Genomic DNA, 22462 nt, shown 5'->3' on the forward strand with positions numbered 1-22462 from the left:
CTCAACGGTCGGGACATTGCCGGGTATGTGCCCCAAACCGTAGTCGTGGGCACGGCCCCCGAGGAGGCCGCGCCCGGGAGGAGAGTTACATGTTGTAGGCGCGCTCGGTGTGCTCGGTGATGTCGAGGCCTTCACGCTCGGTCTCGACATTGGCGCGGAGGCCAACGATCACATCGACGACCTTGTAGAGGATCGCCGAACCGATGCCCGACCACACCAGCGTGGTGCAGACGCCCCAGAGCTGGGAGGTCATCTGCGCCGCGAAGTCGTAATCGGCAACCTTCGGCGGGATCGCGGTGTAGTCGATGATGCCCGCACCACCCAGCGCCGGATTGACGAGGATGCCGGTGCCGAGGGCGCCGACGATGCCGCCGATGCAGTGCACGCCGAACACATCGAGGCTGTCATCGTAGCCGAGCGCGTTCTTCACCACGGTGCAGAAGAACAGGCAGACCACGCCGACCACGAGGCCGAGGACGATCGCACCCATCACGCCGGCGAAACCGGCGGCAGGCGTGACGGCCACGAGGCCCGCGACAGCGCCGGAGATGACGCCGAGCACCGACGGGTGACCCTTCACGATCCACTCCGCGAACATCCACGACAGCGCGGCGGCCGCGGTGGCGACGAAGGAGTTGGTCATGGCGAGGGCAGCGCCGCCGTTGGCTTCGAGGTTGGAGCCGGCGTTGAAGCCGAACCAGCCGACCCAGAGCAGCGAGGCGCCGATCATCGACATGGTCAGCGAGTGCGGAGCCATCAGCTCCTTGCCGTAGCCGACGCGCTTGCCGATCAGCAGAGCGCCGACGAGACCTGCGATGCCGGCGTTGATGTGCACCACGGTGCCGCCAGCGAAGTCGATCGCGCCCTTCTTGAAGATCCAGCCGGCGTCGGCGTTGATCTCGTCGAGCTTGGCCTGCGCCGCGGTCTTCGCAGCCGCATCAGTGGCAGCAGCGAGTGCCTTGGCAGCGTCCTGGATCATGTCCGGGCCGGGCCAGTACCAGACCATGTGCGCGATCGGGAAGTAGATCAGCGTGACCCAGAGCGGGATGAAGAGCGCGATTGCCGCGAACTTCATGCGCTCGGCGAAGGCGCCGACGATGAGGGCGGGCGTGATCGCCGCGAAGGTCATCTGGAAGCACATATAGATGAGCTCCGAGATGTTGGCGTCGACCGAGAAGGTCGCGGCCTTCGAGTCGGTGGTGACGCCCATCATGAAGGCCTTGGAGAAGCCGCCGATGAAGTCGGAACCGCCGGTGAAGGCGAGGCTGTAGCCGTACACGGCCCAGATCACGGTGACGACGCAGACGGTGTAGAACACCTGCATCAGCACCGAGAGCATGTTTTTGGAACGGACGAGACCGCCGTAGAACAGCGCGAGGCCGGGGATGGTCATCAACAGCACGAGCACTGTCGATGTCAGCATCCAGGCGTTGTCTCCCTTGTTGACCGTTGGCTCGGCATAGGCCGCGGTCGCAGCGAACATGCCGACTGCGAGAGCCGCCAATCCCGCGCCATAGGGACGCTTAAACGTCATTTTATTCACTCCTGATTGGTAAAGGTTGAGCGCGAAATCAAAGGGCCGCGGCATCGGCCTCGCCGGTGCGGATGCGAACCGCATGGTCGAGGTTGATGACGAAGATCTTGCCGTCGCCGATCTGCCCGGTTTTCGCGGCGGACGTGATGGCGTCGATGGTCTTGTCGACCTGGTCGGAGGCGACAGCGACCTCGATCTTGATCTTGGGCAGGAAGCTCACGGCGTATTCGGCACCGCGATAGATTTCCGTATGGCCTTTCTGGCGGCCATATCCCTTGACTTCCGTCACCGTGAGACCATGAACGCCGATGGCGGTCAGGGCGTCACGGACTTCTTCCAGCTTGAATGGCTTGATAATCGCCATAACAATTTTCATGGGTCCTATCCCCGCTTGGCCCGGTCCGGACGTGGCCGGGCGTTTCTCGACTGGTTCGCCACGAGGGAGAAGTTCACTACGCGGGCACAGCCACCACCCCTAGAATCAAATGCCGTGCCAGATCGGGCGCGTTGCCTAACGGACTATGAAAACGGGTGTTTTCGCGTTTGACGCGTATTGCGGTGCAGTGCGCTATTACGTCGCGCTCAAAACGTGGTCACACCTGATCAAAAAGCGGGCACGACAGGCTGTCGACACAATTGCTGCTCACGTGTCGGGCAGCAAGAAGGTATTTGATTACAGAAGGGGCCCGACAAAGGGCCCCGGCACCCTGCGGAATATCGAACCGGCCCTCGGCGTGCTCACGGGATGCGCGCAACCGGCCCGGACCCTCAGGCGGCCTCGCGCTCCGCAAAGACCCGGTCGATCAATCCCCACTCGACCCCCTGCTGCGCGGTCATGAAGTGGTCGCGGTCCAGGGTCCGTTCCACCTCCGCCTCGGTGCGCCCGCAATGCTGCGCGTAGAGCCGGGTGATGCGCCGCTTGGTCTCCTGCATTTCGTTCGCATGGATCAGGATGTCGGACGCCTGGCCCTGGAAGCCGCCGAGCGGCTGATGCACGTGAAGGCTCGCATTGGGCAGCGCGGCGCGGTGACCTGGCTCGCCGGCCATCAGCAGGAACGAGCCCATCGAGCGTGCGGTGCCCATGCACAGCGTATGAACCGGCGCCTTGATGAACTGCATGGTGTCGTACATGGCGAGACCAGAGGTAACCACGCCGCCATAGGAGTTGATGTAGAGATTGATCGGCCTGTTCGGATTCTCCGCCTCCAGGAACAACAATTGCGCGCAGACCAGTCCGGACATCGCATCATTGACCTCGCCGTTGAGGAAGATGATGCGCTCGCGCAGGAGCCGCGAATAGATGTCGAAGGATCGCTCGCCGCGGGCGGATTGTTCGACAACCATAGGGACGAGCTGAAGCATGTCGCGCATTGGCGACCTCCATGTTTGCAGGTGTGAAGTCTTGTTGGTGTTTAAGCGGCCGCGCGCATCAGGCAGCAATTGCTATTGGCCGGCTGCGGCAGCTTTGTTCGCTCTTCGCAGGCTTGCTGGATGATGCGGAAGCGGGTGCCGCCGTCCTCGTTCGGCTCGATTCGGAAGATGACGTGGCTCTCGCGAAACGGCGGCTCTGAATCGCGCAGCCGGTAGCGCACCTCTTCGCCTGCGATCGTTGATTCAGGCTCGGCGCCTGCAAGGTCGCAATCCGGCAGCCAGCGCTCGCGCAAGGCCGGAATGGTCACGGCGCGCCAGACCTTTGCCGGCGGCGCATCGAGTTCATATTCAAGTACCAGGGCTTCGTCGGGACGATCAGGCTTCGCGGCGTCGCTCATTGATCCCAGTCCTTATTGATCCATGTCCTTGAGGAGATCGGCGAGTGCTTCCATGCGCTTGGGCCAGTAGGCACGGTAGCGCGCGAGCCATGTGCCGATGGCCACGATTCCGTCCGGGTCGACTTCGTAGTTCACGAAGCGGCCCTGCCGCTGTTCGCGCACGAGGCCTGCCGCGCGCAGCACCGAAAGATGCTGCGACATCGCCGGCTGGCTGATCTCCAAACCGTCGCGCAAAGCGCTGGCATTCAGGCTTCCGCCGGCGAGCTTCTCAAAGACCTTTCGGCGCGTCGGGTCGGCCAGTGCCTTGAAGATGTCGGCTTCGATCATGCCAACACATAAGCATGTACTTATGTGTTGCGCAAGCCCGGATTACTCAAGCCCCGATTACTGAAGCGCTTCGCCGTGCTGCGAGATATCGAGCCCTTCGAGCTCGTGCTCGCGGGATACGCGCAAGGGAACGAACAGCGCGACCAGCTTGAGCAGGACGAAACTCACCCCGGCTGCCCAGACGAAGGTGACGGCGACGCCGTAGAGCTGGATCAGCAATTGCTGCGGATGGCCCTCGATCAGGCCGGCGGTGCCGCCGATCGCGCTGGTCGCGAACACGCCGGCCAGCAGCGTGCCGGTCAGGCCGCCGATGCCGTGGACGCCGAACACGTCGAGGGAGTCGTCATAGTTGAAGCGGTGCTTGAGCCAGGTGCAGGCCCAGTAGCAGACCGCGCCGGCGACGATGCCGATGACGATGCCATGCCATGGCGCAACGAAGCCCGAGGCCGGCGTGATCGTGCCGAGCCCGGCGACTGCGCCGGAGATCATGCCGAGCACCGACGGCTTGCGCCGGGTCGACCATTCGATCGCGCCCCAGGTCAGCGCGCCGGAGCAGGCCGCAAGATGCGTCGCGATGATCGCCAGCACCGCGCGCGAATTGGCCGCGCCCGCCGAGCCGCCGTTGAAGCCGAACCAGCCGACCCACAACAGGCCGGTGCCCATCACCGCGAGCGACAGATCGAACGGCGAGAGATTTTCGGTGCCGTAGCCGTGGCGGCGGCCCATCACCTTGGCGGCGACGAGGCCGGCGGTGCCGGCCGACAGATGCACGACGAGGCCGCCGGCGAAATCCAGCACGCCCATGCTGGCGAGGAAGCCGCCACCCCACACCCAATGCGCCAGCGGAATGTAGACGAAGATGAACCAGGCGACCGAGAACACCAGATAGGCGGAGAATCGCATCCGGTCGGCGACCGAGCCCGCGACCAGCGCCACCGTGATGATGGCAAAGGTCATCTGGTACAGCATGAACAGCGCTTCCGGGATCGTCTTCGCCGCCGGGTTGACGCTGTCCATCGTCATGCCCGCGAGGAACCAGCGATCGAGCGTTCCGATCCATGGCCCGTCGCCGACGAAGCAGAGCGAATAGCCGAACGCCACCCAGAGGATCGAGATCATCGTCACCGCGGCGAGGCTCTGCGCCATGGTGGCGAGCACGTTCTTCTTGCGCACCATGCCGGAATAAAACAGCGCCAAGCCGGGGATCGTCATCATCAGCACCAGCGCGGTGGCGACGATCATCCAGGCGGTGTCGGCGGTGTTGATCTCGGAGCCCGCGGCGTATGCGGGCGCCGCGACGAACGTCACAAATCCCAGCGGCGCAGCCATAGCAGCTGCGCGGCGCAACAATCCCGCCATGTCATTCCCCCCGGCATCAATTGGCGTCGCACGCTGTGGCGTCGTTGCCCGGTGCGATCGAAGAAGGATCAAAGCGTTTTCGAGCGAAGTGGATACCGGTTCGCGTGAAGAAAACGCGTCAAAACAAAAAGTCTTAAAGCGCGTCGCTGTCGGTTTCGCCGGTGCGGATGCGCAGCGCGTGGTCGATCGGCGTGACGAAGATCTTGCCGTCGCCGATCTGCCCGGTGCGCGCCGTCGCGGTGATCACGGCGACCGCCTTGTCGGCGACGTCGGAGGCGACCGCGATCTCGATCCGCAGCTTCGGCAGGAAGTTCACGACATATTCCGCGCCACGATAGATCTCGGTATGACCCTTCTGGCGGCCGTAGCCTTTGACCTCGGTCACGGTCATGCCGTGGACGCCGATCGCGGTCAGCGCTTGGCGGACTTCATCGAGCTTGAAGGGTTTGATGATCGCGACGACGAGTTTCATGGTCAGGCCTATTCCCCGGGGATGCGCCACGCCGTATGTCCCCGGCGCAGCGTCAATCTGGCATCTTTCCGGGCAAATGGCATAAAAAACTTGCAGACTGAAGCGGAAAAACGTTTGGCCATGTGAACGGCCGCCTCTGTACAGGGCATCCGTTCATCCTTCACAATGCGTTTTTGGCATGGATGCGGTGAACCGAAGCGGTGAACCTAAGCTTCTTGGCCGGTACAAAAGTATGTTTGAGGGGGACGTTTCATGGCGAGTTGGTTCTACGCATCCGAGGGCAAGCAACAGGGGCCCTATCCGGAGGGGCAATTCCGCGACCTGGTCGCGCAGGGAGTTGTGCGCCCGGATACGCTGGTGTGGTCCGAGGGCATGGCCGGCTGGCAGAAGGCCGCCGAAATCCCCGGCCTGATCGGCGGCGGTGCGCCCCCGATGATGCCGGCCGGTGGTCCGCCGATGATGGGCTCCGGTGGTTACGCTGGCGCCGGCTACGCAGGTGGCGGCGGCAGCGGAGGAGCGCTGTCGGTCGATTTCGGCATCCTCGAGTTCACCTGGCGCAGCATCGTGATGCTGATCGGCATGTGCCTCATCATTCCGGTGCCGTGGGTGTTCGTCTGGTACACGAAATGGATCGTGTCCTGCGTGAAGGTGCCTGGCCGGCCCAATCTCAGCTTCACCGGGAATGCGATGACGCTGGTGCCCTGGTTTTTCGGCTTCATCGTCCTGGCGATCGCGATCGGCGTCATCGGCAGTGCGCTGCTCAGCAATCTGCTCCTCATCGCGCAGATCGCGCTCTACTGGCTGCTGATCAAATGGATGGTCGCGAACCTCGCCTCCAACGGGCAGCCGCTCGGTCTCAGCTTCTCCGGCTCCGTCTGGGCCTATATCGGCTGGAATCTGCTGTTCGCGATCTCGATCATCACGATCATCGGCTGGGCCTGGGTCGCCGCGGCTCAGATGCGCTGGTTCTGCCGCAGCATCGAAGGCACGCGCCGCGAGATCATCTTCAAGGGCAGCGGTCTCGGCATTCTCTGGCGCGGCATCGTCGCCGCAATCCTGTCCAGCTTCATCATCCCGATCCCGTGGGTGTATCGCTGGATCATGAACTGGTTCGCGTCGCAGACCGAGCTCGCTCCGCGCGGGTCGCTCGGAGCTTGATCGCAAATCCCAGGCGCGACGAACTCGCGCTTGGGCTCTAGGACTTGCGCTCGCGCACAGAACCTTCCTGCGCGACGGAGGCGACCAGCGTGCCATCGGGCTTGAAGATCGAGCCGCGGGTCAAGCCGCGGCCGCCTCGCGCGTTCGGCGAATCCTGCGCGTAGAGCAGCCATTCGTCGGCGCGGAACGGGCGGTGAAACCACATCGCATGGTCGAGGCTCGCCGGCATCATGCGCTTGTCGAACAGCGTGCGGCCGTAGCGCGCCATGATCGCGTCGAGCAGCGAAAAGTCCGAGGCATAGGCGAGCGCGCACATGTGCAGCGCCGGATCGTCGGGCAATTTCGCCGCGGTCCTGATCCAGACGTGAATGCGGCCGTCGTCGATCTTCTCGCCGAAATAGCGGCTGAGCTCGACCGGGCGCAGCTCGATCGGACGATCGGATTCGTAGTAGCGGCGGATGAACTCCGGCATCTCCTTGAACATCGGCTGCTTCGCCACCTCCTCCGCCGTCAGCTTTTCCGGCGGCGGCACGTCGGGCATCTTGTCCTGATGATCGAACGCGCTCTCCTCGTCGGTGTGGAACGACACCATGATCGAGAAGATCGCGTTGCCGTGCTGGATCGCGGTGACGCGGCGGGTCGAATAGCTCTTGCCGTCGCGCAGGCGCTCGACCTGGTAGATGATCGGGATCTGCGGATCGCCCGGCAGGATGAAATAGCAATGCAGCGAATGCGGCAGCCGGCCCTCGACCGTGCGGCAGGCCGCAACCATCGCCTGCCCGATCACCTGGCCGCCGAACACCCGCTGCCAGCTCGTCTTCGGGCTGTTGCCGCGGAACAGATTCACCTCGAGCTGTTCGAGGTCGAGGATCGAGATCAGGTCGATCAGGCTTTTGGACATGATGGTGCTTTCGAAGCGTCTCGTCATTCCCGGGCATCGCGACAGCGATGGCCCCGGAATCCCGAGCCGATAACCTCTGGATTCCGGGTTCGCGCTTTTGCGCGGCCCGGAATGACGGAATGAGGCAGTTCCGCCCCTGTTTCACCGCACTGTTTCGCCCACCTCAAGTCTGCTAGCAAGACCAAGAAAAAGCCGAAGTGTGAGCCAGGAATTTGGTATGCCGGTACAGGGTAGCATTGTCATTGGTGGCGGCGCGTTTGCCGGCCTCGCGCTGGCCCTGGCGTTGCGCCAAGGGCTCGGGCCCGAGATTCCCGTCATCGTCGCCGACCCCGCGCTCGCGACCCGTCCGAGCAGCGACCCGCGCGCGACCGCGATCGTGGCCGCCTGCCGCCGCCTGTTCGAGGTAATCGGCGCCTGGGACGCCGTCAGGGGCGAGGCGCAGCCGATCCTCGACATGGTCGTCACCGATTCAAAGCTGGAAGACGCCACCCGTCCGGTTTTTCTGAACTTTGCCGGCGATGTCGCGCCCGGCGAGCCGTTTGCGCACATGGTCGAGAACCGCCGCCTGATCGACGCGCTGGTGGTGCGGGCCGAGGCCGAGGGTATCGATCTCCGCGCCACGACGGTCGCGTCCTATGATGCGCGCCCGGAAGGCGTCGACGTGACCCTCGGCGACGGCAGCGTGATTGCGGCAAGCCTGCTGGTCGCCGCCGATGGCGCGCGGTCGAAGCTGCGCGAGCGCGCCGGCATCGTCACCCATGGCTGGGAGTACGATCAATCCGGCATCGTCGTTACCGTCGGCCATGAGCGCGATCATGACGGCCGCGCCGAGGAGCACTTCCTGCCCGCGGGTCCCTTCGCGATCCTGCCGCTCTCGGGAAAACGATCCTCGCTCGTGTGGACCGAGCGCCGCAGCGAGGCCGCGCGCATCATCGCGTTGAGCGACGAGGAGTTCCACGGCGAGCTCGAGCGCCGGTTCGGCCTGCATCTCGGCGAGATCAAGGCGCTCGACAAGCCGCGCGCGTTCCCGCTGTCCTATTTCGTGGCGCGCTCCTTCATCGCCGAGCGTCTCGCGCTGGTCGGCGATTCCGCGCATGTCATCCACCCGATCGCGGGCCAGGGCCTCAACATGGGGCTGAAGGATGTCGCAGCACTGGCCGAGGTCGTGGTCGATGCCGCGCGGCTCGGCATGGATCTCGGTGGCGCCGACGTGCTCGAACGCTACCAGCGCTGGCGCCGCTTCGACACCATGGCGATGGGCGTTGCCACCAACTCGCTGAACTTCCTGTTCTCCAACCAGTCGACGCTGCTGCGCACGGTGCGCGACATCGGCCTCGGCCTCGTCGACCGCGCCCCGCCGCTGAAGAACCTCTTCATCCGCCAGGCCGCCGGTTTGACCGGTGAGATCCCGCGGTTGCTGAAGGGCGAGGCGTTGTAGGAAAAGGCTCGGATCTTTGTAGTCCGGATGGAGCGAAGCGTAATCCGGGGCCGCTGCATCGTTAGCGCAAGAATTCCCGGATTGCGCTGCGCTCCATCCGGGCTACGCGCTCTCAATCGATCTTGCGCGCCTCTTCCGGCAGCATGATCGGGATGCCGTCGCGGATCGGGTAGGCCAGCTTGGCGCTGCGCGAGATCAGCTCCTGCTTCGCGGAATCGAACTCCAGCGGACCCTTGGTCAGCGGGCAGACGAGGATCTCCAGCAATTTGGGATCGACGCTGGTTTCGGGGCGTTCGGTGGGCGCGTTCATTGGGGTCTCCGGCAGTCCGGAGCCTCTAGCACAGAAAACTGCGCTCGCCCATCGTCGCCGTTCAGGCGGACACCATCGTCAGGATCTCGTCGAGCAGGCCCTGGAGCCGTGCCGGCGGCACCGGCGCGCCCGACAACGCAAAACCGAGAAACGTCCAGTACAGGATCTGAGCCCGGGCCTGCGCCATTGCCGGCGCGAGCCCCCGCGTCGCAAGCAGCGTCTCGATATAGTCGATCCTGCGGCGGTCGATTGCGCGCACCGCGCCCTGCGCGGCCGCATCGAACGCCGCCCAGTTGCGCACGGCGCGCTCCAGGTCGAGCCGCGCGCTGAAGGATCGCCGCAGCAGCGCCTTGAGCGGCTCGTCACCGGTGGCCTCGACGTCCGCGATGATCTGCTCGGCCGCGATGTCGCGCCAGCGCTTCAGGATGGCTGCGTGGAACGCGCCGAGATCGGCGAAATGCCAGTAGAAGCTGCCGCGCGAAACGCCCATGGCTTTCGCCAGCGGATCGGCCTTCAAGGCCGTGAAGCCGTTTTTGGCGAGCGCCTTCAGCCCCTCCTTGATCCAGTCGTCGGCGGTCAGCTGTTCGGTCATGGCGGGGTCCCGGAATTTCACCATACACTAGTGTATTGACAGGTTGCCCGCTAGCGCCTATCTCACCATACACAGATGTATGGAAGATCCGGGAAGGTGTGGCGATGCGTGACCTTTTGCTCCAGTGCGCCGGCGTGCTGACCATCATTGTGGCTCTCATCCACGGCATCCTCGGCGAGACTAAGGTCTTTGTCCGCGCGAGCATCGAGCCGGAACGGCTGCGCACCCTGATCCGCCTGGTCTGGCAGGCCTCGACCGTCGCCTGGATCGGCGGCGGCGTGCTCCTCATCGCGGCGCCCTGGATGGGCTCGGAGACGGCACGCCACTGGATCGTCGCGACCCTGGCCTGCGTGTTCGGCTTCTCCGCCCTCGCCAACGCTTGGGCCACGCGCGGACGCCATTTCGGCTGGATGATGCTCAGCGTGGTCGTCGTGCTGGCGGTCGCCGGTTACTGAGCCTCGAGCCGACAAGCCACGCATTCAAGCGGAGCGGCGTCATGGAAAATCGGGTTCGACTGACCATCGAGAGCGGCGTGGCTCATCTCCGGCTGAACCGTCCGGACAAGATGAATGCGCTCGACCCCGCGATGTTCGAGGCGATCATCGCAGCAGGCACGCGGCTCGGCGCGCGCAAGGACCTCCGCGCCGTCGTTCTCTCCGGCGAAGGGCGTGCTTTCTGCGCAGGCCTCGACCTCGACCGCCTTCTCGCCACCGCGAACGGCGATCCGCTGCTCCCGTCCATTGACCTGACGCGCCGGACACACGGTATCGCGAACTACGCCCAGCATCTCGTCTGGCTCTGGCGTGAGCTGCCGGTGCCGGTGATCGCAGCGGTGCACGGCGTTGCCTTCGGCGGCGGCTTCCAGCTCGCGCTGGGGGCTGATCTCCGCTATCTCGCGCCCGGAACAAGGCTAGGAGTCATCGAGGCCAAATGGGGCCTCGTGCCCGACATGTGCGGCACCCAGCTGATGCGCCATCTCGCGCGCGACGATGTCGTGCGCGAGCTGACCTATTCCGGCCGCGTCTTTTCAGCGGAAGAAGCGCTTGCCTATGGCTTTGCGACGCGGCTCACCGAGGATCCTGTGTCGGCTGCGCTCGCCACGGCGCGGGAGATCGCGAGCCGCAGCCCCGATGCCGTCCGCGCGGCCAAGCGCCTGTTGAACCTGTCGGCGACCTCCAACGCCGCGACCGGTCTCGCCGCGGAAACCGCCGAGCAGGCGGCACTGCTCGGCGCGCCCAATCACATCGAGGCCATCAGAAGCAACCTTGAGAACCGCGCACCGCGATGGAGCCGGGCATGAGTGAGACCCATGGATTCGACCCGCAAACGCTCCACGCGGTCAACGCCTCCGCGGCGTTCAACCGCTCCGTGGGCTTCGAAGTCGCTGCGGCCGGCAAAGGCGAGGTGACTATCCGCATGAGCTGGCGCGACGACCTCACCCAATATTCCGGAAATCTGCACGCCGGTCTGATTGCGGCCCTGCTCGACACCGCCTGTGGCTTCGCCGCTGCGACGCTCGTGGGTCCGGTCACTGCGTCGCATTTCTCGATGAATTGCCTGAGGCCGGCGATCGGCACTTATTTCGTCGCCAAGGGAACGACGCTCCGCGCCGGGCGCAGGCAGGTGTTTGCCCGCGCCGAGCTTTTCGCGGCCGATGAGCGAGATGATCTGGCTCTCGTCGCGACCGGCGAAACTGTGCTCGTTCCCACCGGCGAGCCGCGCAAGGCTGACGGGAGCTGAGCCATGGCGCTGACATTGGTCACCGGAGGCACAGGTCATCTCGGCCGGGATATCGTCGACCGTGTCGTTCGCGCCGGGTATCGCGTCCGGGTGCTTGCGCGCGCGCCTGGTGCGCGATCGGACGTCGAATGGGCCGCAGGTGATCTCGCCACAGGCGTCGGGTTGCGGGCCGCGCTGCATGACGTCGACACCGTTATCCATGCGGCGACCTGGTCGCCGATCGCACGGCGCGGCAGCATCCGTCCGATCGACTTCTTCAGATCGCCTTCGGCGGTCGATGTCGAGGGTACTGAGCGGCTGCTGGCATTCGGTGCGGAAGCCGGGGTGCGGCACTTCCTCCACGTCTCGATCGTCGGTCTCGACGAAGCGACCCTGCCCTATTCGCGGGTCAAGCTCGCCGGCGAACGGCTGGTGCGCGCATCCAGCCTGTCTTGGTCCGTCGTCCGCGCGATGCCGTTCTATTATCTGTTCGACAGGCTGCTTTCGGGCCTCGCCTGGCTTCCGGTGTGGCCGGTGCCGACGACGCGATTCAATCCGGTCGACACGTCCGATGTGGCCGACCACGTCGTCACCTGCGCGTTCGACGGACAGCGCGGCGTGCGCGCGGAGATCGGCGGGCCAGAAACGCTCGATCTGGTCCTCTTCGCCCGCCAGTATCAGGATGCGAGACGACTGCATCGAAGAATCCTGCCGATCGATCTTTCGGAGACAAGGGCGCGCGGCATGGGCTTCGTCGTCAGTCAGGGCGTGCGCGGACGCCTCACCTGGACGGACTGGCTGCGGCGTAACTCTCCTGAGGCGCGAAGTGCGGCCTAGCGCAACTGACAAGGCCAGCGGGCATCCTCCAAGCCGTGAGGCGTAAGGCCGCAGCGACTGTCCAAATCCATGCTGCGCACGGAGCACGCTGATCTTTTTCGGATCATTAGAATAACTCTAAATCCTGTCAGGCTCGAACCGGATTGACTTCATCCTCTCCTTTGCTTCCTTCGGTCCCGCTTCGCGCCACGCGCGCACACGACAGAGGAGGAGACGTTCGTGAAGGTCATTCGTGTTGTTGCAATTGCACTGACGGTCGGCTTGGGAATGAGCTCGGCGGCCATGGCCGACGGCTTCAAGGATTGCACCAAGCTCGACAAGGCGTCGTGGAAGCCGGCCAGCGAAGCCGAAGCCAAGGCCAAGGCGCTGGGTTACGAGGTGCGGCGCTCCAAGATCGAAGGCTCGTGCTATGAGGTCTACGGCGTCAAGGAAGGCAAGCTCTACGAGCTGTTCTACAGCCCGGAAGATCTCAGCCTGAAGAAGACGGTTGCCAAGTAAGGTCTCAAGTAAGGCTCAAGGATAGTCACGGCTTGATCGACGAAGCGGTGCCAGAAGCGCGCGGGGTGTCCGACAGGGCCCCCGCGGATCGAACTGCATCGCGGACCGTCGCTGTCTGGGACCTCCCGTTGCGCCTGTGGCACTGGGCCCTCGCGGCCAGCATTTTGGCCGCGTGGTTCACGCCCACCGTCTACGACACCGTTCACCGCATCGTCGGCTATACGGTGCTCGGGCTTCTCGCCTTCCGTCTGGTGTGGGGTCTTTGGGGAAGCCGCTATTCGCGCTTCCGCATGGTCGGCGTCAGGCTTCGTGCCGCGCCAGGCTATCTCTGGAATCTGCGCCGCGGCATCACCGGTCGCTATATCGGGCTCAATCCGGCCGGCACGTTGATGCTGGTGGCGCTGCTGCTGTCGATCGCCGTCTCGGCCATCACCGGCGCGCTGTCGGTGACCGTGACCTTCTTCGGCATCTGGTGGATCGAGGACACCCATGCCTACGCATCGGACGCCGTCATCGTGCTGGTCGTGGTGCACGTGCTGGGCGTGGTGCTGATGGGGCTTCTTCAGCGCGAGAACCTGATCCGCGCGATGTTCACCGGCCGCAAGCGCATCCGGCATCACAACTGAGGTCACTGCAACGGCGGATCGCCCGAGGTGCGCTTCTTGGCGAGATCCATCTCGGTCACCGCGATCAGGATTTCGGCGCGGGTCTTCAAATCCGGCGCCTCCAGCATGGCCTGCTTTTCCGCAGGGCCATAGGGCGACATCATCGCCAGCGCGTTGACGAGCGCCTCGTTGGGCGCGCTCTCGACGCCTTCCCAGTCGACCTTGAGATTGTTGGCCTTCAAGAAATCCGCCAGCACGGTCAGCAGCGCCTCGCGATCGACCTCCTCCTCGCCCATGCGCGCGGTGAAGTCGTCGACGAAGGTGAAGAAGTCCACCTTGCACTGGCGGTAGGCGGTCAGCACTTCGAGCTCCTCGACCACCTTGAAGCGCGAGACGCCGGTGAGCTCGAGGAGGTAGCGGCCGTCGCCGGATTCGGCGAGCTGGGTGATACGGCCGACGCAGCCGACGCGGAACAGCGCCGGCCTGTCGGAATTCTTCGGCGAGTGGGCGACGTCGGGCTGGATCATGCCGATCAGGCGATGACCGTCGCGCAACGAATCGTCGACCATCGAAAGGTAACGCGGCTCGAAGATGTTGAGCGGCATCTGGCCGCGCGGCAGCAAAAGCGCGCCCGGCAGCGGAAATACCGGAATGATCTCCGGCAGGTCGGCGGGGCCGCGATATTCGATATTGATCGGCATCTGGACCCCGCTAGACGCGCTAGAGCATGATCCGGAAAAGTGTGAAGCGGCTTTCCGACAAGATCATGCTCCAACAATAATCCTTACGAAAACAGGATCGTCGACAAGCGCTTTCGTCCTTCGACGGTAGCATCATCCGTGCCACCCCAGGCCTCGAAGAATTGCACGAGCTGCTTGCGGGCGCCGTCGTCGTTCCACTTGCGGTCGCGCCTGATGATCGCCAGCAATTGCTCGGTGGCCGCCGTCCGGTTGCCTTGCGCATTCAGCGCGGTCGCAAGGTCGAAGCGAGCCTGATGATCGAGCGGGTTTGCGGCGACTTTCTGTTCCAGCTCGGCCACCGGCCCCAATTGCTCCGCCTGCTCGGTGAGATCGATCGCGGTCTGCACGGCCTTCACGGCGGGGTCGTTGCGCTTGGATTCCGGCACCATCGCCAGCGTCTGCTTGGCCTGCTCCATCGCGCCGGAGACGGCGTAGCATTTCGCGAGCCCGGCAAGGGCCGCGATGTTGGTCGAATCGTGCTGCAGCACCTCGGCATAGATCTGCGCCGCGGCGGCGGCGTCTCCCTCGGCGAGCACCGCCTCGGCCTCTTGCAGGATCTCGGCGATATTGGGCTCGCCCGGCGCCGTCACGCCCTTGGTCACCTTTTCGATGAAGGCGTTGACCTGGCTCTCCGGCACTGCGCCCATGAAGCCGTCGGCCGGCTGGCCGTTGACGAAGGCGATCACGGCCGGGATCGACTGGATGCCCATCTGGCCCGGGATCGCCGGATGCTGGTCGATGTTCATCTTGACCAACTTGACCTTGCCCTTGGCCGCCTTGACCGCCTTTTCCAGGACGGGCGTGAGCTGCTTGCAGGGGCCGCACCACTCCGCCCAGAAGTCGATCAGCACCGGCTGGCGCTTCGATTCCTCGATGACGTCCTTCACGAAGGTCTGGGTGGTGGTGTCCTTGATCAGATCGGCCGCAGCCGGGCCCGCCGCTCCGTTACCCTGTTCGATGATCGTCACGGGATCCCCTCGTCTGATGGCTGGAATGGCGGCTCTTTAGCACGTCGCCGATTCATATGCTTTGTTGTCGGCTCCTAGATTGGGCCGAATGGGCCGAATTTCAATCCATCAGGGTCGATTCGCCGGTTCCGGAGCGTTTTCGGGCGATTTGGCCGCATTCGGGGTCCATATGGGCCCTTCAATTGCGAATCTATGCTGCCGGTAGCTGTTGCATTCGCCGTCCGCTTTTGGCATACGACAGCCGTTGCCGGCGCGTCACGCGACCGACACAGGATGCGGGTGTAGCTCAGTGGTAGAGCACGACCTTGCCAAGGTCGGGGTCGAGGGTTCGAGCCCCTTCGCCCGCTCCAATTTTTCCCAAAGCATCCAGCCAAACCGGGTCGGGCCGTGGTCTTCCACGCCGCTGGCGGCTGTATTGGGTCTCAAATGACAATTCTGGTCACGGGCAGCGCAGGCCACCTCGGGGAGGCTGTTCTCCGTATGCTCAGGGGGCGCAGTTCCCACGCGCGTGGGATCGATCTGAAGCCATCGCCCTTCACCGACACCGTCGGCTCGATCGTGGATCCCGACTTCGTGCGGCGGCAGATCGAGGGCGTCGGCGCCGTCATTCACACCGCGACGCTGCACAAGCCGCATGTGGCGACCCACGGCAAGCAGGATTTCGTCGACACCAATGTCACCGGCACGCTCAATCTGCTCGAGGCCGCGGTGGCGGCCGGCGTGCGCAGCTTCGTCTTCACCAGCACCACCAGCGCATTCGGGTCGCAGCTTCGACCCGAAGCCGGACAGGCCGCGGTGTGGGTCACCGAGGACCTGGCGCCGGTGCCGAAGAACATCTACGGCACGACCAAGCTGATGGCCGAGACTCTGTGCGAGCTGTTCTTTCGCGAGCGCGGCCTGCCGGTCGTGATCTTGAGGACCTCGCGCTTCTTTCCGGAGGACGATGACGATCCCGCGATGCGATCGGCTTACCCGCTGGACAACGCGCAGGCCAACGAGCTGCTCTATAGACGGTTGGATATAGCGGACGCGGTGAGCGCCCATCTGCTCGCCGTCGCGCGTGCGCCGAAGATCGGTTTTGCCCGTTACATCATCTCCGCCACCAGCCCGTTCGAGCCCCGTCATCTCGCGGCGCTCGCGCGCGACGCGGCCGGTGTCGTGCGCGAGCTCTACCCGGATTGCACGCAGCTCTATGCGGCGCGCGGATGGCGGCTATTCCCCGAGATCGACCGCGTCTATGTCAACGACCGCGCGCGGCGCGAGCTGGGCTGGCGGCCCGAATTCGACTTCGCGCATGTCCTGAACAGCCTGCGCGAGGGCACGGATTTTCGCAGCACGCTGGCACGCGAGATCGGGTCGAAAGGCTATCACGACACCGTATTCGACGACGGACCCTATCCCGTCGCCTCGTAATCGCCGTCTTTGTTGTTTTGCTCGACGCATCAAATGTCTGCCCGGCGTCACCGGGAGCAGACCGGGCTGAGCCGTTCTACTGTGCATGGGGTTGTTTTCGCAATTTTGTGCGACCGCCCCGCCTGCTGCCTGCAAATCAGTCACGCGCCATTTTGATTCCGCGTTGCAGCGTGATCGTGATCGTCGCCGTGCAAATCTTCGTGGCATTCAGTCTCAATTTCTATTGAGTCTGACTGCAGTGCTCCCGACGCGCTTCTCACCGTCCGCAGATGTGCTAACATTTTTGCGTCTGTCGTCCTGACAGAGTCGGAACTTCGCCTCTCGACTAGCAAAACAAAATTACGTGCAGCCCTGACGGCTGCCTTAGGGGAGTGACGCGATGAAATTCCATCAATCCGTCTTTCAATCCGTCCTGGCGCTTGCAGCGGTTGCCCTTCTCGCGGGGACAAGCGCAGTCAGCGCGCAACAGCAGGACAAGAACCGCCAGCTGAAGAAATACGAATCCGGCACCAAGGAGTTCTGGACCCATCCACCGGATGACTGGTTCCTCGGCGACGAGACCGAGGCGCAGAAGGGCCTCGCGCCGCCGTCGGGCCCGCCGACCGGCGCGTCGGAAGCCGAGCTCGCCGCGATGATGAAGAAGATCAAGCTGCCGGCCGGCTTCAAGATCGAAGTCTATGCGCCCGGCGTTCTCGCCGCGCGGCAGATGGCCTGGGGTGACAAGGGCACGCTGTTCGTCGGCTCGTTCGGCCTCGGTAACGTCTATGCCATCAAGGACAACAACGGAAAGAAAGAGGTCAAGACCATCCTGAAGGGGCTGAACATGCCCACCGGTCTCGCCTTCAGGGATGGCGCGCTCTACGTCATCGCGGTCGACAAGCTGATCCGTTACGACAACGCGGAAGCCAATCTCGACAAGCTCGGCGACGGCAAGGTCGTCTATGACGACATGCCCTCCTATGCCGCGCATGGCTGGAAGTACATCGCGGTCGACAAGGAAGGCTGGTTCTACCTCCCGTTCGGCCCGCCCTTCAACGTCGGCGTGCCCCCGACCAGCGTCTCGCAGATCCGCCGCGTCGATCCCAAGACCGGCAACGCCGAAATCTATGCGCTCGGCGTTCGTAACTCGGTCGGCGGCGACGTCGATCCGCGCACCGGCAAGTTCTGGTTCACCGAGAACGCGCGCGACTGGATCAGCGACGATCTGCCCAGCGACAAGCTGAACATGATCAACAAGATCGGCGAGCACTTCGGCTATCCCTATTGCCACCAGGGCGACCTGCCCGATCCGAAGTTCGCGATGGGCCACAAATGCTCCGAGTTCACGCCGCCCGTGCTGAACCTCGGCGCGCATGTCGCTCCGCTCGGCATGAAGTTCTATACCGGCGACCAATTCCCCGCCGAGTACAAGAACAACATCCTGATCGCCGAGCACGGCTCTTGGAATCGCCACAAGTACCAGGGCGGCAATATCACGCGCGTAATCGTCGGCCCCGACGGCAAGAACGCCAAGAAGGAGGTGTTCGCCTCCGGCTGGATCGAGGGCGACCAGGGCTATCTCGGCCGTCCCAACGACATCATCCTCGCCAAGGATGGCTCGATCCTCGTCGCCGACGACTGGGCCGGCGCGATCTATCGCATCAGCTACAGCAAGAAGTAGCGTGCGACGACACGAGGCTGCGACCGGATGACGGCCGCAGCCTCTTTTGTTTGTGACAGGCTTGCAGCGGAACGCGTTCGTCGTGCCCGGACTTGATCCGGACATCCATCAAACCAGAAACCTCTTTGCAAACGGGATGGATTGCCGGGCCTACGCCAAGCAGGCGGGGCAAGCCCGGCAATGACAGTCGGAGAAATCAGCCATGCGAGTCGTTCGGTTTGGAATTCTGTCTGTGACGCTATCGCTCGCAGCACTTGCAATCGTCCGCGCTCAGGCCGCCGACAATGCCGCGATCCAGGAGAAGGCCGCCGTCTGCTCCGGCTGTCACGGCGAGAACGGTATCTCGCAGACGGAGAACATCCCCTCGCTGGCCGGCCAGCCCGATCAATTCATCCAGTGGCAGCTCGTGTTCTTCCGCGCCGGCTCGCGCAAGAACGACCAGATGCAGCCGATCGCCGAGGAGATCACCAACGAGGACATCCGCAATTTCGGCGCCTATTTCGCGCAGATGACGCCGCCGAAGGCAGCGGAAGACGGGGATCCGGACCTGTCCACAAAGGGCGCGCAAGTGGCCGTCGGCCGCCGCTGCGCCTCGTGCCATACGGATAGCTTCGCCGGCACCAAGGCCGTCGCGCGGCTCGCCGGCCAGCGCGAGGAATACCTGGTCAAGTCGTTGCACGACTACAAGAGCAGCCAGCGCGTCGGCGGCGGTGGCGCTGCGATGGCCGATGTCGCCTATCACATGAGCGATGAGGAAATCACCGCCGTCTCGCACTATCTCGCGTATTTCAAATAGCGCGGAGCTGTGGCGGCAAACTCGATTGTCGTCCCGGGGCGCGCAAAGCGCGAACCCGGGACCCATAACCACAGGACCAAGTTTGACGAAGACTTGTGGTGACCAGCGCGCGCCATAACCACTTCCTGTGGTTATGGGTCCCGGATCGGCGCTCCGCTTCGCTGCGCTTGTCCGGGACGACAGTTGAGTGTGCGGTCAGCCCGCCCGCTGCTTCTCATACGCCTTCAGATGCGTATACGCGATGCGCAGCTTCGGCACTGGCACCTTTGCCGCATCGGCGCGGGCGATGAGATCGCCGATGACGTGATCGGCCTCGACCGGCAGGCCCGCCTTGATATCGCGGAACATGGATGCCGTCATCGGCGATCCCTCGGTGGTGAGGTTGCCCTTCACGCGCTCGAAGAACGGGCCGCCCGGCGTGTAGCCCGACGCGGTGGCGATTGCGCTGGTCTCGTCCAGCATGCCGAGCAAAAAGTCCCTGCCGCCGGGGGCCGCGAGGATGTTGCCGACGGAGGTACGCATCAGGCTGGTGCTTGCGGCGAGCGAAGACAGGAACACCCACTTCTCCCACATGTCCTGCATGATGTTCGGGCTGGCGGCGGCGCCATTGATGCCGCCCTTGAAGGCCTCGTCGATCGCCTTGACCCGGTCCGAGAGCTTGCCGTCGCGCTCGCCGTAATTGAGCGACTGCATCGGCTGGAGCTGCACCACTTCGCGCTTCTCGTTCAGGGTCGCCGCGATGGCGCAGAGGCCGCCGAGCACGCGCTCCTTGCCGAATTTTTCGTCGAGCGTGTCGAGATGCTTCATGCCGTTGAGCATGGGAATGATCGCCGTACCAGGGCCGACGGCGGCCGCGAACGACTTGATGGCGTCGTCGAGGTCGAATGCCTTGCAGCTTAACAGCACGACGTCGAACTTGTCCTTGAGCGCGTCGGCTTGAACGGTCGGCGGATTCTTCAAGGTCACGTCGCCGTTCGGGCTCTTGATGACGAGGCCGGCGCTCGCGAGCTCGCTGGCGCGGCGCGGCCGGACCAGGAAGGTGACGTCGCGGCCGGCCTGTAACAGCCTGCCACCAAAGTAGCCGCCGATGGCGCCGGCGCCGACCACGAGGATACGCATGGGAAATTCCTTATTGTTGCTATTAGCGGCCTATCTATAGACGTCGTTGCGAACGAAGCGAAGCAACCCAGAATGCTACCGCGATCACATTCTGTCGCTGGAGATGTGCAGACTACGTTTCCAGCACCAATTCCTCGACCTCGCGCAGCTGCTCCTTGCCGAAGAACATCTCGTTACCGACGAAGAAGGTGGGTGAGCCGAACGCACCGCGGGCAACGGCGTCCTCGGTGTTCTTGATCAGCTTACCCTTGACCTCGGGCTCCTGGGCGCGGGCGAACAGTTTTTGGGCATCGAGGCCGGAGGACGCCAGCGCCTTGGCTGCGACCTCCGGGTCGTCCATCTTCTTCGGCTCGCGCCACATGTGGTGGAAGGCGGCCTCGACATATTTTTCGAACACGCCCTCGGTCTGTGCCGCGATCGCGGTCCGCATCAGGTTCAGCGTGTTGACCGGGAAGAACGGATTCATGACATAGGGCTGGACCTTGAAGCGCTTGACGAAGCGCTCGGTCTCGACCGCCTGGAATTCGCGCTTGTTCTTGATGCCGGCGAGCGTCTCGGCCGGTGACTTGTTGTTGGTCGACTTGAAGATGCCGCCGAGCAGGATCGGCACGTATTCGAACTTGATACCGATGCGCTGCTCGATCGCCGGGATCGCGAGATGACTGAGATAGGCGTTCGGGCTGCCGAAATCGAACAGGAATTGCGGGGCTGTGCGGGTCAAAATCGTTCTCCCTGACCTGGCTTTCTGATCTGGCTTTTCATCCATTGTGGCGCAGGGCGCGCCACCGGTCCACCGTTTAATGATGGTCATAATATCTTGATGATCCGGTCAGATCAGACGCCTGATCGCGCGCCTGCGCCACACCACGAGGTAATAGCCCATCTGCAAAACCAACATGGCGCAGAACACGATCGGATAGGCGGCCCACACGCCCTCAAGGCCGATCGCGCGGCTCAGGAACACCGCGGCCGGCAGCTCGATCGCGACAATGGCGAAGATCGAGAGCAGCATCGGCGTCAAGGCGACGCCGGCCGCGCGCATGGCTCCGGAAAACACGGTGGCCAGGCCGAACGGCACCGAGCTCCATAGCGCGATGTGAAGCAGTCCCTTCGCGAGATCAAGCACGGCACTGTCGGTGATGAAGAGGCCGAGCACGGCCCGCGGCGCCAGATAGATCAGCCCCACCAGCCCGCCGGTCAGGACGATGTTGAAAATGAGGCCAGTGCGCACGATGCCATCGAGCAGCGCCCTGTCGCCGCCGCCGATGGCCTGTGCGCCGAGGATCGAGACCGCGATCGAAATCGACATTGCCGTGAACTGCGTGTAGCCCATCACCTGGTTGACCGCGCCATACGCGGCGGTTGCATCCGATCCAAAGCCATTGACGAGCCCGAGCAGCACCAACTCGGCGATTGCCATTACCACCATGCCGACCGCGCTCGGCAGTCCGATGCCGAGGATGTTTCCGAGCACGGCACGATTGAGCCGCAGATGACGCAGCAGCGCGGCGTCCGGTGCCAGTGCATGCTTCGTCCGCAGCAGATAGGCGGCCAGCGCGAGCAGCGTCAGCGCGTTGGCAATCGCGGCCGCCCAGGCCGGACTGGTGATTCCGGCGGCAGGCAATCCGAACGCGCCGCGGATCAGCATCGGCGTCAGGATCAATCCGATGGTAGTCGACAAGGCCAGCGCCAGCAGCGGCGTCACGGCGTCGCCGACGCCGCGGATCATCGCCGTCATCAGCAGGAAGACGAAGCCGAGCGGCATGGTGAGCAGCATGATGCGCGCATAAGCACTGGCCTGGTCGAGGATGTCCGCTGGCGTCGCGAGCATCGTCATCAGTTGCCGGCTGAAGAAGCCGCCGGCCAGCGCAACCGAAAGTGAGAGCAGCAGGCCGATCGCGAGCGTCGTGCCGACGACGATCCTGATCCTGCCGTGCTCGCCCGCGCCAAAGGCCTGGCCGATCAGCACGGTGGCGCCGGTGCTCAGGCCCATGACGAAGGCGAACAGGAAGAACATCACCGGGAAGAACGCCGACACCGCGGCGAGCGCGTCGACGCCGATCATCTGGCCGAGATAGACGTTGCTGACGGTCCCGAACAGCGATTGCAGCGCGTTGCTCAGCACCAGCGGTGCGAGGAAGCGGAGGAATGTCGTCCAGAGTGGCTTTGGCGCGGACATGGATGGGCCTTTCGTCGGGGCGTGCGAAGCCGTTGCCGCGCGATGCGCGCGCGGCTTGGCCGTCGATG

General features: G+C 64.1%; 26 protein-coding genes and 1 tRNA gene. 12 read left to right on the forward strand and 15 right to left on the reverse strand.

Features of this window, described 5'->3' with window-relative positions; translation table 11 throughout:
- Positions 1-85: 85 nt before the first annotated feature.
- From AB7008_RS01280 to AB7008_RS01310, 7 genes are all read right to left on the reverse strand, one after another.
- Entirely contained in the window at positions 86-1534 is a 1449-nt protein-coding gene (locus AB7008_RS01280) for an ammonium transporter (RefSeq protein WP_028158681.1), read from the reverse strand.
- 37 nt (positions 1535-1571) lie between these two features.
- Positions 1572-1910 (reverse strand): P-II family nitrogen regulator, encoded by a 339-nt coding sequence (locus tag AB7008_RS01285; RefSeq protein WP_008142813.1) that lies wholly within the window; start codon positions 1908-1910, stop codon positions 1572-1574.
- A 392-nt stretch (positions 1911-2302) separates the two neighbouring features.
- Entirely contained in the window at positions 2303-2905 is a 603-nt protein-coding gene (locus tag AB7008_RS01290) for an ATP-dependent Clp protease proteolytic subunit (protein WP_038932646.1), read from the reverse strand.
- 41 nt (positions 2906-2946) lie between these two features.
- Positions 2947-3303: an SRPBCC family protein gene (locus AB7008_RS01295; RefSeq protein WP_441258306.1), complete on the reverse strand. Its 357-nt coding sequence runs from the start codon at positions 3301-3303 to the stop codon at positions 2947-2949.
- A 12-nt stretch (positions 3304-3315) separates the two neighbouring features.
- A complete protein-coding gene (locus AB7008_RS01300; RefSeq protein ID WP_014490770.1) occupies positions 3316-3630 on the reverse strand; it encodes an ArsR/SmtB family transcription factor in 315 nt (104 codons plus the stop codon).
- A 57-nt stretch (positions 3631-3687) separates the two neighbouring features.
- Positions 3688-4989 carry an ammonium transporter gene (locus tag AB7008_RS01305; protein WP_028158677.1) on the reverse strand — a complete coding sequence of 434 codons (1302 nt, stop codon included), beginning with the start codon at positions 4987-4989 and terminating at the stop codon, positions 3688-3690.
- 133 nt (positions 4990-5122) lie between these two features.
- Positions 5123-5461, reverse strand: coding sequence for a P-II family nitrogen regulator (locus tag AB7008_RS01310; protein ID WP_008142802.1), 339 nt, complete (start codon positions 5459-5461; stop codon positions 5123-5125).
- Between the two features lie 252 nt (positions 5462-5713).
- On the opposite strand from AB7008_RS01310, the gene AB7008_RS01315 reads away from it, so the two are divergent.
- The gene (locus AB7008_RS01315) at positions 5714-6619 is read left to right on the forward strand and encodes a DUF4339 domain-containing protein (protein ID WP_441258307.1); all 906 of its coding nucleotides are present in this window, start codon (positions 5714-5716) and stop codon (positions 6617-6619) included.
- Between the two features lie 37 nt (positions 6620-6656).
- Here the strand turns inward: AB7008_RS01315 and tesB are convergent, their stop codons facing one another.
- Entirely contained in the window at positions 6657-7520 is an 864-nt protein-coding gene (gene tesB / locus AB7008_RS01320; protein WP_028158675.1) for an acyl-CoA thioesterase II, read from the reverse strand.
- A gap of 217 nt (positions 7521-7737) precedes the next feature.
- Between tesB and AB7008_RS01325 the strand changes: the two genes are divergently transcribed.
- The gene (locus AB7008_RS01325; protein ID WP_441258308.1) at positions 7738-8958 is read left to right on the forward strand and encodes a ubiquinone biosynthesis hydroxylase; all 1221 of its coding nucleotides are present in this window, start codon (positions 7738-7740) and stop codon (positions 8956-8958) included.
- A gap of 112 nt (positions 8959-9070) precedes the next feature.
- Here the strand turns inward: AB7008_RS01325 and AB7008_RS01330 are convergent, their stop codons facing one another.
- Entirely contained in the window at positions 9071-9268 is a 198-nt protein-coding gene (locus AB7008_RS01330) for a Trm112 family protein (RefSeq protein ID WP_011083431.1), read from the reverse strand.
- A 61-nt stretch (positions 9269-9329) separates the two neighbouring features.
- On the reverse strand, positions 9330-9860 hold the full coding sequence (locus AB7008_RS01335; protein WP_441258309.1) for a TetR/AcrR family transcriptional regulator: 531 nt from the start codon (positions 9858-9860) through the stop codon (positions 9330-9332).
- A 104-nt stretch (positions 9861-9964) separates the two neighbouring features.
- Here AB7008_RS01335 and AB7008_RS01340 point away from each other — a divergent pair, with 104 nt between their 5' ends.
- From AB7008_RS01340 to AB7008_RS01365, 6 genes are all read left to right on the forward strand, one after another.
- A complete protein-coding gene (locus tag AB7008_RS01340; RefSeq protein WP_028158672.1) occupies positions 9965-10315 on the forward strand; it encodes a hypothetical protein in 351 nt (116 codons plus the stop codon).
- 41 nt (positions 10316-10356) lie between these two features.
- Positions 10357-11160 carry a crotonase/enoyl-CoA hydratase family protein gene (locus tag AB7008_RS01345; protein WP_441258310.1) on the forward strand — a complete coding sequence of 268 codons (804 nt, stop codon included), beginning with the start codon at positions 10357-10359 and terminating at the stop codon, positions 11158-11160.
- Complete coding sequence (locus AB7008_RS01350) at positions 11157-11600, forward strand: PaaI family thioesterase (protein WP_304492272.1); 444 nt, start codon at positions 11157-11159, stop codon at positions 11598-11600. The genes AB7008_RS01345 and AB7008_RS01350 overlap by 4 nt, the downstream gene beginning before the upstream one ends.
- A gap of 3 nt (positions 11601-11603) precedes the next feature.
- The gene (locus AB7008_RS01355; RefSeq protein WP_304492273.1) at positions 11604-12416 is read left to right on the forward strand and encodes an SDR family oxidoreductase; all 813 of its coding nucleotides are present in this window, start codon (positions 11604-11606) and stop codon (positions 12414-12416) included.
- A 219-nt stretch (positions 12417-12635) separates the two neighbouring features.
- Positions 12636-12914: a PepSY domain-containing protein gene (locus tag AB7008_RS01360; RefSeq protein ID WP_014490760.1), complete on the forward strand. Its 279-nt coding sequence runs from the start codon at positions 12636-12638 to the stop codon at positions 12912-12914.
- A 32-nt stretch (positions 12915-12946) separates the two neighbouring features.
- Positions 12947-13540 carry a cytochrome b/b6 domain-containing protein gene (locus AB7008_RS01365; protein WP_028158668.1) on the forward strand — a complete coding sequence of 198 codons (594 nt, stop codon included), beginning with the start codon at positions 12947-12949 and terminating at the stop codon, positions 13538-13540.
- A 2-nt stretch (positions 13541-13542) separates the two neighbouring features.
- On the opposite strand, the gene AB7008_RS01370 is transcribed toward AB7008_RS01365, so the two are convergent.
- Together AB7008_RS01370 and trxA are read right to left on the reverse strand one after the other, a co-directional pair.
- The gene (locus AB7008_RS01370; protein WP_014490758.1) at positions 13543-14220 is read right to left on the reverse strand and encodes an LON peptidase substrate-binding domain-containing protein; all 678 of its coding nucleotides are present in this window, start codon (positions 14218-14220) and stop codon (positions 13543-13545) included.
- Positions 14221-14303: 83 nt separating this feature from the next.
- The gene (gene trxA, locus AB7008_RS01375; protein ID WP_028158667.1) at positions 14304-15227 is read right to left on the reverse strand and encodes a thioredoxin; all 924 of its coding nucleotides are present in this window, start codon (positions 15225-15227) and stop codon (positions 14304-14306) included.
- Between the two features lie 275 nt (positions 15228-15502).
- On the opposite strand from trxA, the gene AB7008_RS01380 reads away from it, so the two are divergent.
- From AB7008_RS01380 to AB7008_RS01395, 4 genes are all read left to right on the forward strand, one after another.
- Positions 15503-15577, forward strand: a tRNA-Gly gene (locus tag AB7008_RS01380).
- Positions 15578-15653: 76 nt separating this feature from the next.
- Positions 15654-16640: an NAD-dependent epimerase/dehydratase family protein gene (locus tag AB7008_RS01385; protein WP_304492274.1), complete on the forward strand. Its 987-nt coding sequence runs from the start codon at positions 15654-15656 to the stop codon at positions 16638-16640.
- 379 nt (positions 16641-17019) lie between these two features.
- Complete coding sequence (locus AB7008_RS01390; RefSeq protein ID WP_028151103.1) at positions 17020-18300, forward strand: PQQ-dependent sugar dehydrogenase; 1281 nt, start codon at positions 17020-17022, stop codon at positions 18298-18300.
- A 202-nt stretch (positions 18301-18502) separates the two neighbouring features.
- Positions 18503-19096: a c-type cytochrome gene (locus AB7008_RS01395; RefSeq protein WP_304492275.1), complete on the forward strand. Its 594-nt coding sequence runs from the start codon at positions 18503-18505 to the stop codon at positions 19094-19096.
- 195 nt (positions 19097-19291) lie between these two features.
- Here AB7008_RS01395 and panE read toward each other — a convergent pair whose 3' ends face one another.
- The 3 genes from panE to AB7008_RS01410 form a co-directional block, all read right to left on the reverse strand.
- Complete coding sequence (gene panE / locus AB7008_RS01400; RefSeq protein ID WP_304492276.1) at positions 19292-20215, reverse strand: 2-dehydropantoate 2-reductase; 924 nt, start codon at positions 20213-20215, stop codon at positions 19292-19294.
- A 112-nt stretch (positions 20216-20327) separates the two neighbouring features.
- Positions 20328-20936 carry a 2-hydroxychromene-2-carboxylate isomerase gene (locus AB7008_RS01405; RefSeq protein ID WP_028158663.1) on the reverse strand — a complete coding sequence of 203 codons (609 nt, stop codon included), beginning with the start codon at positions 20934-20936 and terminating at the stop codon, positions 20328-20330.
- Positions 20937-21044: 108 nt separating this feature from the next.
- A complete protein-coding gene (locus AB7008_RS01410; RefSeq protein ID WP_441258311.1) occupies positions 21045-22394 on the reverse strand; it encodes an MATE family efflux transporter in 1350 nt (449 codons plus the stop codon).
- Positions 22395-22462: the final 68 nt, after the last annotated feature.

The organism is Bradyrhizobium sp. 521_C7_N1_3, assembly GCF_052075975.1.
GTDB lineage: Bacteria > Pseudomonadota > Alphaproteobacteria > Rhizobiales > Xanthobacteraceae > Bradyrhizobium > Bradyrhizobium japonicum.